This is a genomic window from Luteimonas sp. 9C, assembly GCF_902506295.1.
In the GTDB taxonomy this organism is placed as follows: domain Bacteria; phylum Pseudomonadota; class Gammaproteobacteria; order Xanthomonadales; family Xanthomonadaceae; genus Luteimonas.
Genome location: NZ_LR733312.1, coordinates 771,260 through 791,903 on the forward strand (window position 1 = coordinate 771,260; position 20,644 = coordinate 791,903).

The window sequence follows — 20,644 nt, forward strand, 5'->3', positions numbered from 1 at the left end:
GCGCGTGCACGCTGCGCAGGAAGGGAGCACACCATGACCGATTCCGCCATCGTCGCCTGCCCGCAGTGCCACACCCGTAACCGCGTACCGCATGCGCGGCTGTCGGAGGCACCGACCTGCGGCCGCTGCAAGGCCGCGCTGCTGCCTGCGCAGCCGATCACGCTGACCGCGGGCAGTTTCGACGCGCACGCACTGCAGTCGGATCTGCCGCTGCTGGTCGACTTCTGGGCGCCGTGGTGCGGGCCCTGCCTGTCGATGGCGCCGGCGTTCGAACAGGCGGCCGCGCAACTCGCGCCGCGGATCGTGCTGGCCAAGGTCGATACCGAAGCCGAGCCACTACTCGGCGGCCGCTTCCACATCCGCAGCATTCCGACGCTGGTGCTGTTCGCCGGGGGTCGCGAGATCGCGCGCCAGTCCGGCGCAATGCCGTTGCAGGCAATCCTGCAGTTCGCGCGCCAGCAGCGCTGACGCGCGTCTTCAGACCCAGCCGGTCGCGTAGAACAGGCCGATGATCACGAACACCGCGAGGGTCTTGATCAGGGTGATCGCGAAGATGTCCTTGTAGGCCTGGCGATGGGTCAGGCCGGTCACCGCGAGCAGGGTGATCACCGCGCCGTTGTGCGGCAGCGTGTCCATGCCGCCCGAGGCCATCGACGCGACGCGGTGCAGGACTTCCATCGGTATACCGGCCGCGTTCGCATTGGCGATGAAGGTCTCCGACATCGCTGCGAGCGCGATGCCCATGCCGCCCGAGGCCGAGCCGGTGATGCCGGCGAGCGCGGTCACGGTGACCGCTTCGTTGACCAGCGGATCGGAGATCGTGCCCAGGCCGCGCGTCACCAGCAGGAAGCCCGGCAGCGCGGCGATGACGGCGCCGAAGCCGTATTCGGATGCGGTGTTCATCGAGGCGAGCAGCGCGCCGTTGATCGCAGTCCTGGTGCCTTCGGCGAAACTCGTCAGCACCGGCTTCCACGCGAACGCCAGCACGGTGAGGATGCCGACCAGCAGCGCGCCCTGGACGGCCCAGATCGCGGCGATGCGCGAGACTTCCTGCACGACGGGCGCCGGGTCGCCGATCACGCTCGGCAGGAAGCTGTGGCTTGCGCCGTAGAAGGTCGGAATCCAGCGGGTGAACACGATATTGCTCACGCCCACCAGTACCAGCGGCAGCAGCGCGATCAGCGGATTGGCGAGCGTGCCGCCGGCGAACGGCGCGGGCTCGTTGAGCAGCGTCGCGGGATCGCCGTAGCCTTCGCCGCTGCGCTGCGCCGCGCGGCGGCGCCATTCGAGATAGGTCATGCCGATGGCGAGGATGAAGACGCCGCCGATCGTGCCCAGCACCGGCGCGGCCCAGGCGTCGGTGCCGAAGAAGGACGTCGGAATGATGTTCTGGATCTGCGGTGTGCCGGGCAGGGCGTCCATGGTGAAGGTGAAAGCGCCCAGCGCGATCGTGCCGGGAATGAGCCGCTTGGGAATGTCGCTCTGGCGGAACAGCTCGGACGCGAACGGATACACCGCGAACACGACGACGAACAGCGACACGCCGCCGTAGGTCAGCAGCGCGCAGACCACGACGATCGACAGCATCGCCTGCTTCGGCCCGAACAGACGGATGGTGGCGGCGACGATCGATTTGGAGAAGCCCGACAGCTCGATGACCTTGCCGAACACCGCGCCCAGCAGGAACACCGGGAAATACAGCTTCAGGAAGCCGACCATCTTGTCCATGAAGAGGCCGGTGAACATCGGCGCGACCAGGGTGGGGTCGGTCAGCAGCACCGCGCCCAGGGCGGCGATCGGCGCGAACAGGATCACGCTGTAGCCGCGGTAGGCGACCACCATCAGGAACACCAGCGCGCCCAGTACGATCAGAAAGTCCATGTGGTCCCACACTTCCCCGCGGCCGGAGGGCCAGATGGGGCGCAGTGTCGGGGTCGCCGCGCACCGGCGGCCATTGTCCGAAGGTACGATGCCGCGCGCCGCCGTCACTCCCTAGTCTTGCGTTCGGGCGGCACCGTGCCGCACACATGCGACCCGTGGGAGGGGACACAATGAAGCGCAACACCATCCGGCATACCGCCCTGAGTCTGGCCGTCGGTTTCGGTCTGTCCGTACCTGCGGTGCACGCGCAGCAGGCCGCCGACCCGGCGCCGCAGACGCAGGCCGGCAGCTCGGCGACGACACTCGACGCGATCACCGTGACCGCGCGTCGCCGCAGCGAATCGATCCAGGACGTGCCGGTCGCGGTCAGCGCCTTCGGCGAGGAGCAGCTCAAAGACCTGCAGGCCAGCAACATCGATGGCCTGCAGGGCGCGGTGCCCAACATGAACATCGTGCAGGGCCGCGGCTCGTCAAACTCGGTGAACGTGTTCATCCGCGGCATCGGCCAGCCCGATGCATTGCAGACCTTCGATCCCGGCGTCGGCATGTACGTCGACGACGTCTACTACTCGCGGATCAATGGCGCGCTGTTCTCGCTGTTCGACGTGCAGCAGGTGGAAGTGCTGCGCGGCCCGCAGGGCACGCTGTACGGCAAGAACTCCACCGGCGGCGCGATCAAGATCACGACCCGCAATCCCTTCGAGGACGATGGCGGCTCGGTCGAGCTCACCGGCGGCAGCTTCGGTCGCCTGGACGGTCGCTTCTACGTCGGCGCGCCGATCAACGACCGCGTCGCGCTGAGTCTCGCCAGTGCGTCGATCAACAACGACGGCTTCGTGACCGACCCGACGACGGGTGAGGACTACAACGGCGAGGAAACGCAGTCGCTGCGCGGCAAGCTGGCGTTCCGCCCCAGCGACGCGGTGACCGCGACGCTGTCGCTCGATTACACCCGCCAGGACAACGCGCTGACGCTCGGTCAGCCGACCGCGCCGCTGATCCGCACCGATCTCGCGCTCGGGCCGGTCGTGCTGCGGCCGGTGTCGACGGGCGAATACGACTTCAACACGCGCACGTCGTTCAATCCCGACCAGGGGCAGACGCTCACCCACAAGGGCGCCAGTCTCAATGTGGGCTGGGACATGGACGCGCAGTGGTCGCTTCGCAGCATCACCGCGTGGCGTGCGCTGGAGACGGCATCGTTCATCGACATCGATGCGTCGGAATTCGAGCTCGGCGACGTGCTGGTGGCGATCGATCAGGAGCAGGTGAGCCAGGAGGTGCAGCTGCAGTACGACAACGGCAGCAACCTGCAGATGATCTTCGGCGCCTACGCGATGCGCGAGAACGTGCCCTCGCACCAGGAGGCTTACGCGGACGATCTGTTCGCGTTCGCGACGCTGCCGATCTCGTTCCTGCGCACGATCGACGACGATCTGGAGACCACCAGCCGGGCGGCGTTCGCGCACGCGACCTGGGAGTTCGTGCCCACATGGACGCTGTCGGCGGGCCTGCGCTACACCCGTGAAGAGAAGGACTACGCACGCAGCACCAGCACGTTCTGGGGGCCCATCCTGGCCGCGCTCAACGAGACGGTCGCGTTCCAGGGCAACCAGAGCTGGGATGCGTGGACGCCGTCACTGAGCCTGCAGAAGGCCTTCAGCGATGACGTGATGGGCTATGTGTCGGCCAACCGCGGCTTCAAGTCCGGTGGCTTCAACGGTCGCGCCAACACCGCCGCCGAAGTCAGCAGCGCGGTGTTCGATCCGGAGTACGTCTGGACCTACGAAGCGGGCCTGAAGATGCGCTTCGCCGAAGGACGGGTGCAGGCCAATGTCTCGGCGTTCCGCAGCAACTACAAGGACTTCCAGGCGCGCGTGTCCGAAGTGCAGAACCCGGGCTCGCCGACACCGACCTTCGCATTCCCGGTGCTCAATGCCGCGGAACTGGTGATCGACGGCATCGAGCTGGAAGGCCAGGCGCTGCTGGGCGACAACACCCGTCTGAGCGGTCAGCTGTCGTACCTGGACGCGCGTTACGACGAATTCGTCGACCCGCGCGTCGACCTCAATCCGGCGTTGGCCAACCTGCACGATTTCGTGCCCTTCTCGCCCGAATGGACCGCGCGCGTCGCGCTGCAGCACACGTTCCCGCTGGGCGGCAACGGTGCGCTGACGCTGGGCGGGGATGCGTCGTACCGCGACGATGTGTGGCTGTCGGTCGACAACCGCCCCAACCTCAAGCAGGACGCGTATACCTTGTTCGGTCTGTTCGGCGTGTGGGATTCGCCGCAGTACACGTGGCAGGTGCGCGCCGGCGTGCGCAATCTCGGCGACGAGGTCTACAAGACCGACGGCCAGGAGTTCTCCTCGGTCGGCAACATCCAGACCGCGTACTACGGCATGCCCCGCAACCACTACGTGTCGGTGCGTTACAACTTCTGACGCGTCGCGGTCCTGACGTGTCGAATGCTGGAAGCGGAGGCCGCCTGCGGGCGGCCTTCGTGCGTCCGGACCAGCGGCCGCGCTGCGCTATGCTCGCCGGCGACCCCGGGGACAGTCATGCCGTGACATCGGAATCGACATCGACACTGCGTTTGCGGCGCCCGGCATGCTGAGTGTCGGCGTCGTCGTGGCAGCGGTCGGTGTGTGGCTGGCGGCGATGTTTGCGGCCGCGGTCTACGGCGAGCGCCATCCCGATGCGCTGGGGTCGCGCTGGCGGCATATCTATGTGCTGTCGCTCGCGGTGCACTGCACCTCGTGGACGTTCTACGGCACGGTCACGCAGGCCGCGCGCTACGGCTGGCCGCTCCCGCCGACTTTCCTCGGCGCGATCCTGTTCCACCTGCTGGCCTGGCCGGTGCTGCTGCGGCTGGTGCGGCTCGCGCGCGACAGCAATGCGACATCGCTGGCCGATCTGATCGCCTCGCGGCTCGGCCGCGACGCCTGGCTCGCGGCGACGGTGACGCTGGTGGTCGCGCTGGGCCTGGTGCCGTACATCGCGCTGCAGCTCAAGGCCGTGGCGATGAGCTACGCGACCCTGCTCGGCCAGCCGCAGGCGCAGGCGGGCGCCGCTGCGCCGTGGCAGGACAGCGCGTTGTACGTCGCGCTGGCGATGGCGCTGTTCACGATGCTGTTCGGCACGCGGCGTGCGAGCGCGGCGGGACACAACCGCGGCCTGGTGCTGGCGATGGCGTTCGAATCCGTCTTCAAGCTCGCCGCGATGCTCGCGCTGGGCCTGTTCGTCTGGTTCGGGCTGCGCGGGGTGCCGGCATTCGCATCGCCGGCCGTGGTGACGCCGGTGGCCGGAGGCGCCGGCGGCTTCGTGCCGCTGGTGCTGCTGGGCGCGGCGGCGATGTGCATCATGCCGCACCAGTTCCACGTGGGCGTCGTGGAATGCCGCGAAGAATCGCACGTGCGCGCGGCGCGCTGGCGGTTTCCGCTGTACCTGCTGCTGATCGCACTGCCGATGCTCCCGCTGGCGCGCGCGGGCAGCGCCCTGCTCGGCGATTCGGTGTCCTCGGACATGTACGCGCTCGCCGTGCCACTGGCGATGGGGCAGGAAGGCCTCGCTCTGATGGTGTTTCTCGGTGGCCTGAGCGCGGCGACCGGCATGGTCATCGTCAGCACGCTGACGCTGAGCCTGATGATCGGCAACCACTGGTTCGCGCCGGGCCTGTTGCGCGGCGCCTGGTCGCGCGGGGAGGGCGACGACCATCGCGGCGCGTTGCTGCTGCTGCGGCGCGGCGTGATCGTGGCCATCATGCTGCTGGGCTGGATCTACAGCCGCATGGTCAGCGGCAACGAGGCGCTGGCGGATGTCGGCGCGGTGTCGTTCTCGGCGCTGGCCACGCTGGTGCCGGCGCTCGGCTTCGCGGTGCTGCGTCCGCAGACGCCGCCGTCCGCGGCGCTGGTCGGCGTCCTCGCCGCGTTCGCCGCATGGGCGTGGGTGATGCTGGTGCCGATGCTCGCCGGCAATGCGCCGACATGGTTGCAGGCGTGGCCGGACGCGTTCGCATGGCTGTCGCCCGATGGCCTGTTCGGTCTGACCGGCTGGAGCCGGCTCGGCCGCGCGGTGGGCGCCAGCCTGTCGGTCGGCGTTGCGGTGACGTGGCTGCTGTCGCTGCGCCAGTCGCCCGACACGGCGGCCGCGCGGCGCCGTCGTCCCGGTGCGAGCCGGCAGACCCTGGCCAGCGCCGGCCGGCGTTTTCTCTCCGGCGCCCGCGTCGACGAACTGCTGCAGGACGCCCCTGCACAGGGGCCGGTGCCGCGGCGCGTGCAGGCGCGGATGGAACGCGAACTCTCGGCCGTGCTCGGCGCGGCTTCGGCGCGGTTGCTGCTCGACGCCGCGCGACGCGATGCCGGCCCGGATTTCGACACCGTCGCCGCCATCGTCGGCGAGGCCTCGCAGGACCTGCGCTTCAACCAGCGTGTGCTCGAGGCCGCGCTGGAGAACATGACCCAGGGCATCAGCGTCGTCGACGACCAGTTGCGGCTGGTCGCGTGGAACGGCCGCTATGCCGAGCTGTTCGGCTACCCGTCGTCGCTGCTGCGCGTCGGCGTCGAAGTGGCGGCGCTGGTGCGGCACAACGTGGCCAGCGGTCTGATCGGCGCGGTCGACGTCGAAGCCGAGGTCGACAAGCGGCTGCGCCACATGCGCGCCGGCACGCCGTACGTGGCCGAGCGACGGCTCGTCGGCGGGCAGGTGATCGAGATCCGCGGCAACACGATGCCCGGCGGCGGCTTCGTCGCGACCTTCACCGATGTCACCGCGTTCCGCCGCACCGAACACGCGCTGCGCCTGTCGAACGAAACACTGGAGCAGCGGGTTGCCGAGCGGACCGACAGCCTCGACCAGGCGCGGCGCGAGGCCGAGCGCGCGAACCTGGCCAAGACCCGCTTTCTGACCGCCGTGGGGCACGACCTGATGCAGCCGCTGCATGCTGCGCAGCTGTTCACCGACGCGTTGTCGCAGCAGCTGCCGGGCGACGTGGAACCGCAGTTGCGGCAGATCCGTGGCGCGCTGGATTCGACCAGCGATCTGCTGACCGGTCTGTTCGACATGTCGCGGCTGGAAGCCGGCGGTCTGGTACCGCAGCCACGCGCGTTTCCGCTGGCCGAAGTCCTCGAACCGCTGGCCTCCGAATTCGCCGCGCTCGCGGCCGAGCGCGGGTTGTCGTTCCGCTCCGTGCCCAGCCGGGTCTGGGTCGACAGTGATCCGCAACTGCTGCGGCGCGTGCTGCAGAACTTCCTCGGCAACGCCGTGCGTTACACCGCGCGCGGCGGCGTGCTGATCGGCGTGCGCCGCGTACGCGGGCAGGTGCGCATCGAAGTGCACGACACCGGTCCGGGCATTCCCGACGCGCAGCAGGCGGTGATCTTCGAGGAATTCCGTCGCGGCGACGGCGCGGCCGGGCAGGGGCTCGGGCTGGGACTGGCGATCGCGGACCGCATCGCGCATCTGCTGCAGGCGCCGATCACGCTGCGCAGCCGGACCGGTCACGGTACGGTGTTCGCGCTCACAGTCGCGGGTGCGCATGTCGACCGCGTCGCGCCGCTGCCGACCCGGGCCGGACTCGCCGGCGCGCGCGTGCTGGTCGTCGACAACGATCGCGCGGCGCTGGCGGCACTGGCGACGCTGCTGCGCGGGTGGGGCTGCAGCGTCGACGAGGTCGCCGATGGCGATGCGGCCGCGCGTGCGCTCACGCGGATGCCGGCCGATCTGTGGGTGTTCGACTATCACCTCGATGACGGCGACACCGGCATCGCACTGCATGCGCGCCTGGCTGCGCGCTTCGCAGCACGCCCGACGCTGATCGTCAGCGCCGACGACACCGGCGCGGTTCGCAGCGATGCGCTCGCCACCGGGCTGTCGCTGCTGCCCAAGCCGATCCGGCCACTGGCGCTGAAGTCGGTGCTGGACCGCATGCGCGCGATGCGCGGCTGACGGCCGGGGCCGCCCGGCTCGCTACAATGACGGGTTTCCGACGTCCTCGACTGCCTCCCGATGCCCTACACCCCGATCGTCGCCACCCTCGGCTACGTGCTCTCGCCCAATCGCCGCCAGGTGCTGATGATCCATCGCAATGCGCGGCCCGGCGATCATCACCTCGGCAAGTACAACGGTCTCGGCGGCAAGGTCGAGCCGGACGAGGACGTCGTCGCCGGCATGCGCCGCGAGATCATGGAAGAGGCCGGCATCACCTGCGAGGCGATGACGCTGCGCGGGACGATCAGCTGGCCCGGCTTCGGCAAGCAGGGCGAGGACTGGCTGGGCTTTCTGTTCGTCATCCAGGCGTTCGAGGGCACGCCGATGACCTCGAACCCGGAAGGCACGCTGGAGTGGGTCGACGTCGACCGCATTCTCGAACTGCCGCTGTGGGAAGGCGACCGTCAGTTCCTGCCACTGGTGTTCGACACCGACCCGCGCGCGTTCCATGGCGTGATGCCGTACCGCGACGGGCGCATGCAGTCGTGGTCGTTTTCGCGGTTGTGAGCTGGTGGCGCGACGAGGTGGACAGGCCAGCCCCGACTCAGCCGGCTTCGAACACCGCGTCGTAGCGAACCTTCGCGGACGGCACCACGTCGCCGAATGCAAGGCGCAGGAAGTACGTCGGCGGCACGCCAGGCAGCACCAGCCGCGGATCGGCGGCGAAGCCGAAACGCGTGTAGTACGCGGGATCGCCGAGCAGCACGCAGCCCGACGCGCCGAGTGACCGCAGACGTTCGAGGGCAGCCGTCATCAGCGCGGTGCCAATGCCGTCGCGCTGGCACGCGGGATCCACGGCGATGGGTCCGAGTCCATGCCAGCCGGTCGTGCCATCGGACAGCGACACCGGCGACGTCTGTACGCAGCCGACCGGCACGCCGTCACGTTCTACGAGCAATGACACCGACGCGATTCCATGTGTGTCCAGGGCGGCGGCGATCGCCGCTTCAGTCCCGCTGGCGTGAGGCGTGTCCGCGAAAGCGCGGGTGATCAGCGCATCGCGCGCGTCGGCGTCGTCTGCTCGGAGGTCGCGGATCAGCAGCGGCGCGCGATGCGGATGCGCATGGTCCATAGGCGTGGCGCCGGTCATTGCGCGGCGCTCGACGGCGCCAGCGCGATCAGCAGACCCCGCGCGGCCTGGACGCGGGTTTCGGCATCGGGCAGGTCGAGCGTGATGCGCAGCTTGTCTGGTCCGTCCATGCGATAGCGCTGCGACTGGCCCTGCACGAGGCGGATCACGGCCATCGGATCGACCTTCGGCTTTTCGACGAACTGCACGCGGCCACCGGTCTCGCCCAGGTCCAGCTTGCGGATGCCGAGCGCCGTCGCCTGCAGCTTGAGATCGGCGATCTGGAACAGATGCTTCGCGGGGTCGGGCAGCAGGCCGAAGCGGTCGATCATCTCGACCTGCAGTTCGCGCAGCTTGTCGATGTCGCGCGCGCTGCTGATGCGCTTGTAGAGCATCAGGCGCGTGTGCACGTCGGGCAGGTAGTCCTCGGGGATCAGCGCGGGCACGTGCAGTTCGATGTCGGCGCCGCGTGCATCCACGTCGTCGACATCCGGCAGCTTGCCCTGCTTGATGCTGCGTACCGCGCGTTCCAGCAGTTCGGTGTAGAGGCTGAATCCGACCTCGGCCATCTGCCCGCTCTGGCCTTCGCCCAGCAGTTCGCCGGCGCCGCGGATTTCCAGGTCGTGGGTCGACAGGGTGAAGCCGGCGCCCAGTTCGTCCATCGACGCGATCGCGTCGAGCCGCTTCTTCGCATCGCTGCTGATCGAACGCTGGTCGGGAATCACGAGGTAGGCGTAGGCGCGGTGGTGCGAGCGGCCGACACGGCCGCGCAGCTGGTGCAGCTGGGCCAGGCCGAACTTGTCGGCGCGGTTGATGATGATCGTATTCGCGTTGGGGATATCGATGCCCGATTCGATGATCGTCGAGCACAGCAGCACGTTGAAGCGCTGCTTGTTGAAATCCAGCATCACCTTCTCGAGTTCGCGCTCGGGCATCTGGCCGTGGGCGATGCCGATGCGCGCCTCGGGCACCAGCTCCTCGAGCTCGCGCTGCATGCGGCCGATGCTCTCGACATCGTTGTGCAGGAAATACACCTGGCCGCCGCGGCTGAGTTCGCGCTGGAAGGCTTCGCGCAGCTGCGCATCGTCCCAGGGCACGACGAAGGTCTGCACCGCGAGGCGGTGCGCGGGCGGGGTGGCGATGATCGACAGATCACGCAGGCCGGCCATCGCCATGTTGAGCGTGCGCGGAATCGGCGTGGCGGTGAGCGTGAGCAGGTGCACGTTCGCGCGCAGCGCCTTGAGCGCTTCCTTCTGGCGCACGCCGAACCGCTGTTCCTCGTCGACGATGACCAGGCCCAGGTCCTTGAACTTCACGTCCGGCTGCAGCAGCCGGTGCGTGCCGACGATGACGTCGAGCGTGCCGTCGGCGATCTTGCCGATCTCGGTCTTGATCTCCTTGGTGCTCTTGAAGCGCGACAGCACCTCGACCCGGATCGGCCAGTCGGCGAAGCGGTCGGCCATCGTGCGGTAGTGCTGTTCGGCGAGCAGCGTGGTCGGCACCAGCACCGCGACCTGCTTGCCGGCGACCGCGGCAGCGAACGCGGCGCGCACCGCGACTTCGGTCTTGCCGAAGCCCACGTCGCCGCAGACCACGCGGTCCATCGGTTGGCTGGAGCCCAGGTCGCGCAGCATCGCCTCGATCGCGGCGTGCTGGTCCGGCGTCTCCTCGAACGGGAACGTCGCCGCGAACGGTTCGTACAGCGAACGATCGACGTCCAGCGCGAGACCGGCGCGGGCCCGGCGCTTGGCTTGGATTTCCAGCAGTTCGGCGGCGACGTCGCGCACCTTGTCGGCGGCCTTCTTGCGCGCCTTGGTCCAGGCCTCGCCGCCGAGCGAATGCAGCGGCGCGGTTTCCGGCGATGCGCCGGAGTAGCGGTTGACCAGATGCAGCTGCGACACCGGTACGTACAGGCGGTCGCCCTTGGCATATTCGATGTCGAGGTATTCGCCGGGCTGGCCGCCGGCTTCGAGCACGACGAGCCCGCGATAGCGGCCGACGCCGTGATCCTCGTGGACGATCGGCGCGCCTTCGCTGAGTTCGCCGAGGTCGCGGATGATGCTGTCCGGATCGCGCGCGGCGCGCTTGCGCCGGCGCGGCTGCGCGGCGCGTTCGGGAAACAGCTGACGCTCGGTGAGCACCGTGAGCTGCGGCGCATCGAGGGCGAAGCCGTTGTCGAGCGGGGCGATCGCGACTGCGAATTTCGCGTCGCGATCGGCGACGAAGCTCGCAAAATCCTGCAGCACCGACGGCCGCAGCTTGCCGGCGTGCAGGATTTCCAGCAGGGCCTCGCGGCGGCCGGCCGAGTCGGCGGCGATCAGCACGCGGCCGGGGTAACTGCCGAGGAAGGTGACCAGTGCGTCGGCCGGGGTATGGTCGCGCGCGGCCAGCGGCAGGTCGGGCGCCGGCTGGTCGCCGAGCGCGGAGGCCTGCGCGTGACGCGGATGTTCGGCGTCGCAGACCTCGACACGTGCGCCCTGGTTGAGCCGCTCGCGCAGCGCGTCCGGCGTGAGCCAGAGTTCGGCTGGCGGCAGCAGCGGACGTTCGATGTCGTGACGCAGCTGGTCGTAGCGGTGCAACACCTGCTGCGTCCAGAAATGGTCGCTGGCCGGCGACGCGCCGGTGTCGATGACCGGCAGCGTGTTCGCTGGCAGGTAGTCGAACAGCGTCGCCGTCGACAGCGGCGCTTCGCCCTTGTCGAGCAGGGTGCGTCGCGGCGTTTCGAAAAACAGCGGCAGGTAGTACTCGATGCCGGCCGGCGCGGCGCCGGCCTTGAGGTCTTGGTACAGACCGCTGCGGCGGGTGTCGATGTCGAAGCGCTCGCGCAGCGTGTCCATCGCGCGCGCGGTCGCGGCGTCGTCGAGCGGGACTTCGCGACCCGGCAGCATGCGCAGCGCCCCGATCTTCTCGAGCGAGCGCTGGGACTCCGGGTCGAAGGCACGGATGGTCTCGATCGCATCGTCGAACAGCTCGATGCGGTACGGCTGGTCGGCGCCCATCGGATAGACATCGAGCAGACCGCCACGGACGGCGAAATCGCCCGGATCGTGCACCTGCGGCACGTGCGCATAGCCGGCGCTTTCCAGCCGGCGTTTCTCCGCATCGAGATCCAGGGTCTGGCCGACCGTCAGATCGAAGCTCGCACCGACCACATGACGCACCGGCGCCAGTCGCTGCATGAGCGTCTGCACCGGGACCACGACGATGCCGCGTTGCAGCGACGGCAGCCGGTGGAGCGCGGCCAGACGCTGCGAGACGATGTCCGGATGCGGGCTGAAACGGTCGTAGGGCAGGGTTTCCCAGTCCGGAAACGGCACGACCGGCAGATCGGCGTCGACACCGCCCAGCGTGCGCAGATCGTGTTCCAGCTGTTGCGCGCCGTGGTTGTCGCGGGCCACGAGCAGCAGCGGCCCCGCGTGCGTCCGCGCCGCCTGCAGCACCGCCCACGCGAGCGCGCTGCGACTGGTGGGCGCACGCCACCAGGCGCGTGCATGACCGGCGGTGGGCAGGGGAGGCGAAGCGGTCGCGACGTGCGGCATGCGGGGGTCCGGAAAGGTGGAACACAAAACGACGGCAGCGCCGAAAGCCAAGTGGCCGGCGCGAATCGAGGGGTGCAGTCTAGACGAGCGCGTCGCAGGGCCTGCGACAGCGGACCCCGGCAGCGCCCGGAGGCGCCGCCGGGTATGACGTCAGCCCAGGCGGATGTTCGGCGTGGTGTCGACGGGCTGGCGCTTGAGTTCCAGCGACACGCGGATCATGCCGGGAGTGTCGATGGCCTGCTGCTGGAAGCTGAGCGACTTCGCCAGGGCGAGCATCGGCTCGTTTTCCTCGAGCACGTCGCCGAAGATGCGCTCCAGACGCTTGCCCTTGGCCCAGCGTACGAGGCGGCGCAACATGTGCCGGCCCAGCCCCATCCCGGCCACATAATGGCTGACGAGGATGTGGAACTCGGCCTGGCGCGTCCCAGGCAGCACGGCCGCGCGCGCCACCGCGCCGACCAGCGCATCACCCGGTGTGTAAGGTTCCGCGGCGACCAGCACGAACTCCGACTTCGGGTTCGGCTGGGTCAGGCGGTTGGCGGTCTCGGGCGAGAGTTCCGCCTTCGCGTAGAGGAACCGCTGCCTGACCTCGTTGGGCTCGAGCAGCGCGAACGACGCGCGCAGGGGTTCGGCATCGGCGGGGCGGATCGGGCGGATCAGCACCTGGCGACCATTGGCGAGGCGGATCTCCTCGTGCCAAGGGGGAAGTCGGTTGCGTGCGGTCATCGAGGATCGGGTCTGAACGGGTATGCGCGACCTTACCCGCAGAGTCTATTCACGAACCGTGAAGGCACTGCGCCTGTTGCGCGAAGTTAGGCCATTCATCGGGAATATCGACGCACGGCGTTCAGGCCGGCTCGCGCAGCCAGTGCAGCCGCGTGTCGGCGCCCGTCTCGCCGATCGACTGGCGGAGTGCATCGAGCGCCGGAGCCAGCGCTGTCGCCAGCTGCCACGGCGGGTCGAGGATCAACAGCCCGCTGCCGTTCATGCGCAGCGGCGAGTCGTCGGGTCGTACCAGCAGTTCGACCAGCAGCGAGGACTTCGTCTGCAGTTTGCTCGCCGAACGCAGGAACGGCGTCAGCGTGCGGCGCTGCTTGATCGGATACCACAGCATCTGGATCCCCTGCGGCCAGCGTGCCAGACCTTCCCGCATGGCCTTGAGCGCGACGTCGAACTCGGCGGCCTGGGCCTCGTAGGGCGGGTCAACCAGCACCACACCGCGATTGAAGCGCTGGTCGCCGATCTTCGGCGGCAGAAGCGACTTGAACGCGGCGTAGCCGTCGCCCGCGTGGATCGCGACCCTTGGATCGCTGCCCAGCGCACGACGCAGCGCGCCGGCCGCGGCGGGCTCGGTCTCGCAGCAGGCGATGCGGTCCTGCTCGCGCAAGGCATGCGCCAGCAGCCACGGCGAGCCGGGATAGGCATCGGCGCCGTGCTCCGCCCGGCATGCGTTCACCGCCGCGAGATAGCGCGCGATCAGCGGCTGCTTCGGCGCAGTGGCCAGCAGCAAGCTGATGCCGTCATCGGCCTCGCCGGTGCGGCGGGCACGCTTCTCGCGCAGGCGATAGACGCCGCCGCCCGCATGGGTATCCAGCGCGAAGCAGGGCGCCGGCTTGGCCGTCAGCGCATCGCAGATGGCGAGCAGCACGAGATGCTTGAGGACATCGGCATGGTTGCCGGCGTGGAAGGCGTGTTGGTAGTTCATCGCGACAGCGTACCGGGGCGAGACCCAAGCAGTAAGCAGCGCGCACGCCAATTACCATAAGCGCCTACCTCAGGGCGCGGGTTTTCCGGTCCGCGAGAAGTGCGAGACCCCCCATTTCGCCGACGGGGAGTGGAACATTATCTGGGGGTGCATCCGATAACCACCGCGGAGAGAATCGATGACATCAAGGAAGATCGTACCGCTCGTTTCCGGGCTCGCGCTTGCAGCTGCGTGCGTAAGTACAAGCGTTGCCAGCGACGACAGGGGCTGGGGGCATGTGAGGGCGTCAGACTGAAAGGTCTAGTCGGTGGGCGGGCCCAGACGATCAATGATGTGATGGCCTCGTGGGTAGGCTCGCACCTGAGCGAAACGGTCGCGCGATGGGGAGCGCCGTACTCGACGTTCGAAAATCGGGACGGTTCGCGGATCATCACCTGGAAAGATGGCGGGTGCGCGAAGAACTTCAAAGTCGATCTTGAGGATGTTCTGACGCATTGGAGCGTTGGTTCTGGCTGCAGGTGCTTTAACGGATCGTCTCCGCCTTTCGAGCGACGTAACCTGCCAGTACCGCACATGACTCTGTAGCCGCTCCAGTCGTGACAGAATTTGCCGTGTCGTTCTTTACCGCGTTGTTGCCAATCAATGAAGCATCTCCTGCTGGTCGAAGACGAGACCGCGATCGCCGACGCCGTGGCGTACGCGCTGCGGGCTGAAGGCTACGAGGTGCGCCATTGTCTGGACGGGCGCGCGGCGCTGGAGGCAGTGGATAGTGGCAGGTTCGATCTGGCCATCCTCGATGTCGGACTGCCGGACATCAACGGCTTCGCGCTGTGCGGGGAACTGCGTCGGGGTACGCCGCTGCCGGTGATCTTCCTGACCGCGCAGGCGGCGGAATCGGAGCGCGTGCTCGGCTTCGATCTCGGCGCCGACGACTACATCGCCAAGCCTTTTTCGCTGCGCGAGCTGGTCGCACGCGTGCGGGTGGTGCTGCGTCGCGGGGTGCCCGACACGGCGATGCCCGGATCGAAGCGTACCGGTGCGTTCGAGCACGATGTCGAGGGCCGGCGCATCCGTTACCACGGCCTTGTGCTCGATCTCACGCGCTACGAGTACGGTCTGCTCGCCGCGCTGCTGGCGCGACCGGGTGCGGTGCTGTCGCGCATGCAGCTGATGGAGCGGGTCTGGGGCGATGCGCTCGACAGCGGGGACCGCACCGTCGACACCCACGTGAAAACCGTGCGCGGCAAGCTGCGTGCGGTCGCGCCCGAGGTGGATCCGCTGCGCACGCACCGCGGCATCGGCTATTCGCTGGATCTCGACTGACGTGCGCATCGGCCTGCGCATCCTGCTGGGCTACTTCCTGATCGTCGCGCTGGCGGCGTTCCTGCTGATGCGCGTTTTCACGCAGGAGATCAAGCCCGGTGTCCGCCAGGCAATGGAAGACACGCTGGCCGATACCGCCAACGTGCTCGCCGAGCTGGCGACCGACGATTTCCTCGCCGGGCGCATCGACGACGGTCGCTTCGCCACCCGCGTGCGCGCGCTGCGCGAACGCGACATCGGCGGCAACATCTGGGGCTTCCGCAAGGCGCAGGCCGAGTACCGCGTGTACGTCACCGACGTCGACGGCATCGTGGTGTTCGATTCGGCCGGTCGCGATCTGGGCCGCGACTACTCGCGCTGGAACGACGTCCTGCTGACCCTGCGCGGCCAGTACGGCGCGCGCTCCACGCGGAGCGATCCGGCCGATGACAGCACGTCGGTGATGCACGTCGCCGCGCCGATCCGCGACGGCAACCGCGTCGTCGGTGTGCTGACGGTGGCCAAACCCAACAGTGCGATCGCGCCCTTCATCGCCCGCAGCGAGCGGACCATCCTGCGCTGGGGGTTTCTCCTGCTCGGCACTGCGCTGGCGGTCGGCCTGCTCGCCGCATGGTGGCTGTCGCGCCAGCTCGGCGGTCTGCGTCGTTACGCCGACAAGGTGACCGCCGGCGAGCGCGCGACGCTGCCCGATGCCGCCGGCGAGTTCGCCGATCTCGGACGCGCGCTTGAAACGATGCGCGAGCGGCTGGAGGGCAAGCAGTACGTCGAGCGCTATGTGCATGCGCTGACCCACGAACTGAAAGCGCCGCTGGCGGCCGTGCGGGGCGCGTCGGAGCTGCTCGAATCGCCCTTGCCCGACGCCGACCGCGCGCGCTTCGCGACCAGCGTGCGCGAACAGAGCGAGCGCATGGCGCAGATGATCGACAAGCTGCTGGCGCTGGCCGCGGTGGAACATCGCCAGCGGATCGAGCAACCGGTCGACATCGATGTGCCGACCCTGATCGAGGCGGCCGTCGTGCCGTTCGTCGACGGCGGCGTGCCGGTCCGGCTGGACACCGGCCGGGCTGAGGGCCTGCGCCTCCGCGGCGATGCCTTCCTGTTGCGACAACTGGTGTCCAACCTCGTCGACAACGCCCGTGAATTCTCACCGGCCGACGGCGTCGTCGACATCGAGGCCCACCGTGCAAGCGGCGGCGTGCAGATCGTCGTGGCGGACCGGGGCCCCGGCGTGCCGGACTACGCGCTGCCCCGGGTGTTCGAACGGTTCTTCTCGCTGCCGCGGCCCGGCGGGCGCAGCCGCAGCAGCGGGCTCGGGCTGGCCTTCGCGGCCGAGGTGGCCACGCTGCACGGCGGGACCGTGCGGCTGGAACACCGCGACGGCGGCGGCACGCGCGCGATCGTCGAGTTGCCGCTGCCGCCTACCGGCTGAGATCCTGCGGGGCATTGTGCCGGGTCTGCCAGCAGTCGTGCATCGCGGGGTCGGGTGGCGCTCTCCACGCTGCGCCTCTCCCACGCCATCTGGCTGTGCGCTCGCCCGATCTTCGGCAGGTGCTTCGACTTCTTGTTCGCTTCACACAGCCGCCTGCGTGCCGCCACGCAGGCGGCGCAGCCTGCGCGCATCCCAACACGGAGCGTCGCGATGCGACTGATGCTGAAGATCCTGATCATCGCCGGGCTGAGCCTGGCGATCCTCATCCCGCTGGTGCTGATCCGGGCCGTGATCCAGGACCGCGAACAGCACCGCGCGGCCGCGGTGGCGCGCATCGCCTCGAGCGAGGCGGGCGCCCAGACCCTGAGCGCGCCGGTGCTCGTCGTGCCCTACACCGAGCGCGTGGAAGTCGAGCAGACCGATGACCGGGGCCGACCGAACGGCCGCGTCTGGCGCGACCGCAGCGGCGTCTGGACGTTCTTCCCCAGGGCCATGGAGATGACCGGCACGATGGCGCCGTACCTGCGCCAGCTCGGTCTGCACGACGTGCGCATGTATGCACTCGGCGGCCAGCTCACGGCGGACTTCGACGTGCGGATTCCCGCAGATCCCGAAGGCCTGCCACCGCGGAAGATCGGTACGCCGTGGATCGGCTACACGATCGCCGACGTACGGGGCCTGCGTGGCACGCCGCGCCTGCGTGTCGATGGTGCCGGCACCGCGCTGCACCAGGGCGCGGGCAGTGACGGCGGCAGCGGTGTGCACGGACTGCTGGCGCGGCCGGTGTCTGCCGGCGCGCCGCTGCGCCTGCGTACGGTGCTGGACTTCGAACTGAGCGGCGCCGAGACGCTGGCCGTGGTGCCGCTGGCCGACGAAAACCGGGTGACGCTGGATTCGCCCTGGCCGCATCCGCAGTTCAACGGCCGCTTCCTGCCGCGCGCCCGCGAGGTCGGCGGCAGCGGGTTCCATGCCGAGTGGGCGGTGTCGTCGCTGGCCAGCGACGCCCAGCTGCAGTACCGCGACGGCACGCGGGCCGAATCCCAGACCGCTTCGATGCTGCGCGGACACGGCGATGCGGGTGTGGACGTGCTCGGCATCTCGCTGGTCGACCCGGTGGACGCGTATACCCGCGCCGACCGTGCCAGCAAGTACGGCATCGTGTTCGTGCTGCTGACGTTCACCGCATTCTTCATGTTCGAGATGTTGCGCGGCCTGCGCATCCACCCGATCCAGTACGGCCTGGTCGGCCTGGCGCTCGCCATCTTCTTCCTGCTGCTGCTCGGCCTGTCGGAACACATCGCCTTCGATTGGGCTTATCTGGCCGCCAGCGGCGCGTGCATCGGGCTGATCGGCGTCTACCTGAGCGCGGTGCTGCGCAGCCGGATGCGCGGGCTGGGTTTCGCGGCCGGCCTGGGCCTGCTCTATGCCGCGCTCTACGGTCTGCTGGTGTCGGAAGACAACGCCCTGGTGCTGGGCGCCGGTCTGCTGTTCGTGATCCTCGCCGCCATCATGCTGGTGACGCGTCGGGTCGACTGGTACCAGGTCGCAGCGATGCCCACGTCGGCACCGCCGCCGCTGCCGCCGCGCTGACCGATCCGGCCGTGTGCACGTGGCCGCAGGCATGCCTGCGGCCACGCTGCGTTCCGCGGCCGCGCGCAGGTGCGTCGTGCACGCATGCGACACTGCGGCCATGTCTTCTTCCGCTCCCACCATGCGTGCGCTGTCGGGCGATGCGATGCAGCCCTGGCTCGACGCGGTCGCGCAGTTGCGCATGACCGTGTTCCGCGACTGGCCGTACCTCTACGCCGGCGCTGCCGGCTACGAACGCGACTATCTGGCCGCCTATGCGCGCTCGCCGCGCAGCGTGTTCGTGCTGGCCTTCGACGGCGACACCGTGGTCGGCGCGGCCACCGGGCTGCCGCTGGCCGACGACACGGCCGAGTTCCAGGCGCCGTTCGCGGACCAGGATATCGCCGTCGCACGCGTGTTCTACTTCGGCGAGTCGGTGCTGTTGCCGCAGTGGCGCGGGACCGGTATCGGCCACCGGTTCTTCGACCTGCGCGAGTCCCATGCGCGCGGACTCGGCGATTTCGACATGACCGCCTTCGCGGCGGTCGATCGCGCCGAGCACGACCCGCGCAGGCCCGTCGCCCATCGCGACAACGCCGCGTTCTGGCACAGGCGCGGCTATGTGCGTCAACCGGGCATGACGATGCTGCTGCGCTGGGACGAGGTCGACGTGGGCGACGTGGCGCATCCGATGACGTTCTGGACCCGCCCGCTGGAGGCCGCCGCATGAGGGTCGCCGCCGCGCGCTACGTCATCGGCATGCCGCCGGACTTCGAAGCCTTCGCCGCGCATCAGCGCCACCTGCTCGGAGAGGCCGCCGCGCTGGGCGCGCAGGTCGCGGTGCTGCCGGAATACCTCGCGCTGGAACTGGCTGCCAGTTCCGACGACGACGTGCGTGGCGACACGCGCGCGTCGATGGCGGCGGTCCAGCGCCATCGCAGCGCGTGGCTCGCGCTGTTCGCCGGTCTGGCCCGCGATACCGGCATGTACATCGTCGCCGGCTCCTTCCTGCTCGATGTCGGCGGGGGCCGCTACCGCAACCGCAGCGACCTGTTCGCACCGGACGGACGGCACGGCTGGCAGGACAAGTTGCAGCTGACCGGCTTCGAGACACAGACCGGCGTGATCGAACCGGGCGATACGCTGAAGGTCTTCGACCTCGGCGGCGTGCGTGCCGGCATCGCCATCTGCTACGACATCGAATTCCCGCTGCCGGCCCGCAAGCAGTGGGAAGCCGGTGCGCGTCTGCTGCTGGTGCCCAGCTGTACCGACACCGCGGCCGGCGCGACGCGCGTGCGCGTGGGCTGCCTGGCCCGTGCGCTGGAGAACCGGTGCTTCGTCGTCCAGTCGGTGACGGCGGGCAACGCGTCGTGGACGCCGATCCTCGACGTCAACACCGGCAGCGCCGGGTTGTTCGCGCCGATGGATGCGGGATTTCCCTCCGATGGGGTGCTGGTGGAGACGGGCGAGACGGATCTCTGGGCGATCGCCGATCTCGACGTCGATGCGTTGGAGGCGGCGCGTGTGGATGCGCAGGTCGCCAATGATCGGGATTGGGTGGGGCAGGCGCGGCCTGCGTTGGCGAGAGCGGTGTTGGCGTCGTTCGATTCGCCCGCTTAGTGCTCGTTCCAATGGCAATCGCACGAGAGATTTGCTTCTGATTTCCGATCCGCCGTCGCGTCGTTACTCACCCGGAGGGCGCCGCACAGGACGTGCGGCGTTTTCCGACCGAGGCAGGATGCCGAGTCGGAAAATTCCGGTGGACGCCAAGCTGCGGGCTTCGGACTTGTCGGGGAGACGTTTTTCTTTGGTTCCGTTTCTTTTGGCGTCAACCAAAAGAAATGAACTCGGCCGCGTCAGCGGACGAAAGCGTTTGACTTGGCTGTTTGTTTTCTCGCCCAAGGCGAAAGAAAGAAGATCAAACGCTTCCACTCGCCTTGCGGCGAGCGGGTTCATTTCTTTTGCTGGCCCAAAAGAAACGGAACCAAAGAAAAGGGCCAGCCCCGACGGAGCTCACCCGGCGCGTCATCTGTTCCGGGATTTTTCGACTCGCCATCCTGGCTCGGTCGAAAAACGCCGCACATCCATGTGCGGCGCCCTACGGGTCTGCGGGCTGCAAAGCGGCGATCCGGAGAGCGAAA

At 68.8% G+C, this 20,644-nt stretch carries 15 protein-coding genes; 9 read left to right on the top strand and 6 right to left on the bottom strand.

The features are described from left to right. Positions 1-33 precede the first annotated feature (33 nt). A complete protein-coding gene (trxC, locus tag CURTO8I2_RS03375; RefSeq protein ID WP_159678666.1) occupies positions 34-468 on the top strand; it encodes a thioredoxin TrxC in 435 nt (144 codons plus the stop codon). Positions 469-477: 9 nt separating this feature from the next. Here trxC and CURTO8I2_RS03380 read toward each other — a convergent pair whose 3' ends face one another. Then, on the bottom strand, positions 478-1,881 hold the full coding sequence (locus CURTO8I2_RS03380) for a GntP family permease (protein ID WP_159678668.1): 1,404 nt from the start codon (positions 1,879-1,881) through the stop codon (positions 478-480). A 170-nt stretch (positions 1,882-2,051) separates the two neighbouring features. Here CURTO8I2_RS03380 and CURTO8I2_RS03385 point away from each other — a divergent pair, with 170 nt between their 5' ends. The 3 genes from CURTO8I2_RS03385 to CURTO8I2_RS03395 all read left to right on the top strand — a co-directional run bounded on the left by CURTO8I2_RS03385 (position 2,052) and on the right by CURTO8I2_RS03395 (position 8,376). Continuing rightward, on the top strand, positions 2,052-4,325 hold the full coding sequence (locus tag CURTO8I2_RS03385) for a TonB-dependent receptor (RefSeq protein ID WP_159678670.1): 2,274 nt from the start codon (positions 2,052-2,054) through the stop codon (positions 4,323-4,325). Positions 4,326-4,491: 166 nt separating this feature from the next. Next, entirely contained in the window at positions 4,492-7,827 is a 3,336-nt protein-coding gene (locus CURTO8I2_RS03390; protein WP_159678672.1) for a PAS-domain containing protein, read from the top strand. Positions 7,828-7,887: 60 nt separating this feature from the next. Beyond that, positions 7,888-8,376: an 8-oxo-dGTP diphosphatase gene (locus tag CURTO8I2_RS03395; RefSeq protein ID WP_159678673.1), complete on the top strand. Its 489-nt coding sequence runs from the start codon at positions 7,888-7,890 to the stop codon at positions 8,374-8,376. Between the two features lie 37 nt (positions 8,377-8,413). Here CURTO8I2_RS03395 and CURTO8I2_RS03400 read toward each other — a convergent pair whose 3' ends face one another. The 4 genes from CURTO8I2_RS03400 to rlmJ all read right to left on the bottom strand — a co-directional run bounded on the left by CURTO8I2_RS03400 (position 8,414) and on the right by rlmJ (position 14,182). Continuing rightward, a complete protein-coding gene (locus CURTO8I2_RS03400; protein ID WP_343161348.1) occupies positions 8,414-8,959 on the bottom strand; it encodes an N-acetyltransferase in 546 nt (181 codons plus the stop codon). Then, positions 8,956-12,477: a transcription-repair coupling factor gene (gene mfd, locus CURTO8I2_RS03405; RefSeq protein ID WP_159678677.1), complete on the bottom strand. Its 3,522-nt coding sequence runs from the start codon at positions 12,475-12,477 to the stop codon at positions 8,956-8,958. Before mfd ends, CURTO8I2_RS03400 begins: the two co-directional genes overlap by 4 nt. A 150-nt stretch (positions 12,478-12,627) precedes the next feature. After that, on the bottom strand, positions 12,628-13,203 hold the full coding sequence (locus CURTO8I2_RS03410; protein WP_159678679.1) for a GNAT family N-acetyltransferase: 576 nt from the start codon (positions 13,201-13,203) through the stop codon (positions 12,628-12,630). 121 nt (positions 13,204-13,324) lie between these two features. Further along, positions 13,325-14,182, bottom strand: coding sequence for a 23S rRNA (adenine(2030)-N(6))-methyltransferase RlmJ (gene rlmJ, locus CURTO8I2_RS03415; protein WP_159678681.1), 858 nt, complete (start codon positions 14,180-14,182; stop codon positions 13,325-13,327). Between the two features lie 642 nt (positions 14,183-14,824). On the opposite strand from rlmJ, the gene creB reads away from it, so the two are divergent. The 5 genes from creB (at position 14,825) to CURTO8I2_RS03440 (ending at position 20,123) form a co-directional block, all read left to right on the top strand. Further along, a complete protein-coding gene (creB, locus tag CURTO8I2_RS03420) occupies positions 14,825-15,505 on the top strand; it encodes a two-component system response regulator CreB (RefSeq protein WP_159678683.1) in 681 nt (226 codons plus the stop codon). Position 15,506: 1 nt separating this feature from the next. Further along, positions 15,507-16,934, top strand: a complete 1,428-nt coding sequence (gene creC / locus CURTO8I2_RS03425; protein WP_159678685.1) for a two-component system sensor histidine kinase CreC — start codon at positions 15,507-15,509, stop codon at positions 16,932-16,934. A gap of 210 nt (positions 16,935-17,144) precedes the next feature. Beyond that, positions 17,145-18,524: a cell envelope integrity protein CreD gene (gene creD, locus CURTO8I2_RS03430; RefSeq protein ID WP_159678687.1), complete on the top strand. Its 1,380-nt coding sequence runs from the start codon at positions 17,145-17,147 to the stop codon at positions 18,522-18,524. Between the two features lie 100 nt (positions 18,525-18,624). Continuing rightward, a complete protein-coding gene (locus CURTO8I2_RS03435; RefSeq protein ID WP_159678689.1) occupies positions 18,625-19,233 on the top strand; it encodes a GNAT family N-acetyltransferase in 609 nt (202 codons plus the stop codon). Beyond that, positions 19,230-20,123, top strand: coding sequence for a carbon-nitrogen hydrolase family protein (locus tag CURTO8I2_RS03440; RefSeq protein WP_159678691.1), 894 nt, complete (start codon positions 19,230-19,232; stop codon positions 20,121-20,123). Before CURTO8I2_RS03435 ends, CURTO8I2_RS03440 begins: the two co-directional genes overlap by 4 nt. A 63-nt stretch (positions 20,124-20,186) precedes the next feature. Here the strand turns inward: CURTO8I2_RS03440 and CURTO8I2_RS03445 are convergent, their stop codons facing one another. Continuing rightward, positions 20,187-20,459: a hypothetical protein gene (locus tag CURTO8I2_RS03445; RefSeq protein ID WP_159678693.1), complete on the bottom strand. Its 273-nt coding sequence runs from the start codon at positions 20,457-20,459 to the stop codon at positions 20,187-20,189. Between the last annotated feature and the right edge of the window lie 185 nt (positions 20,460-20,644).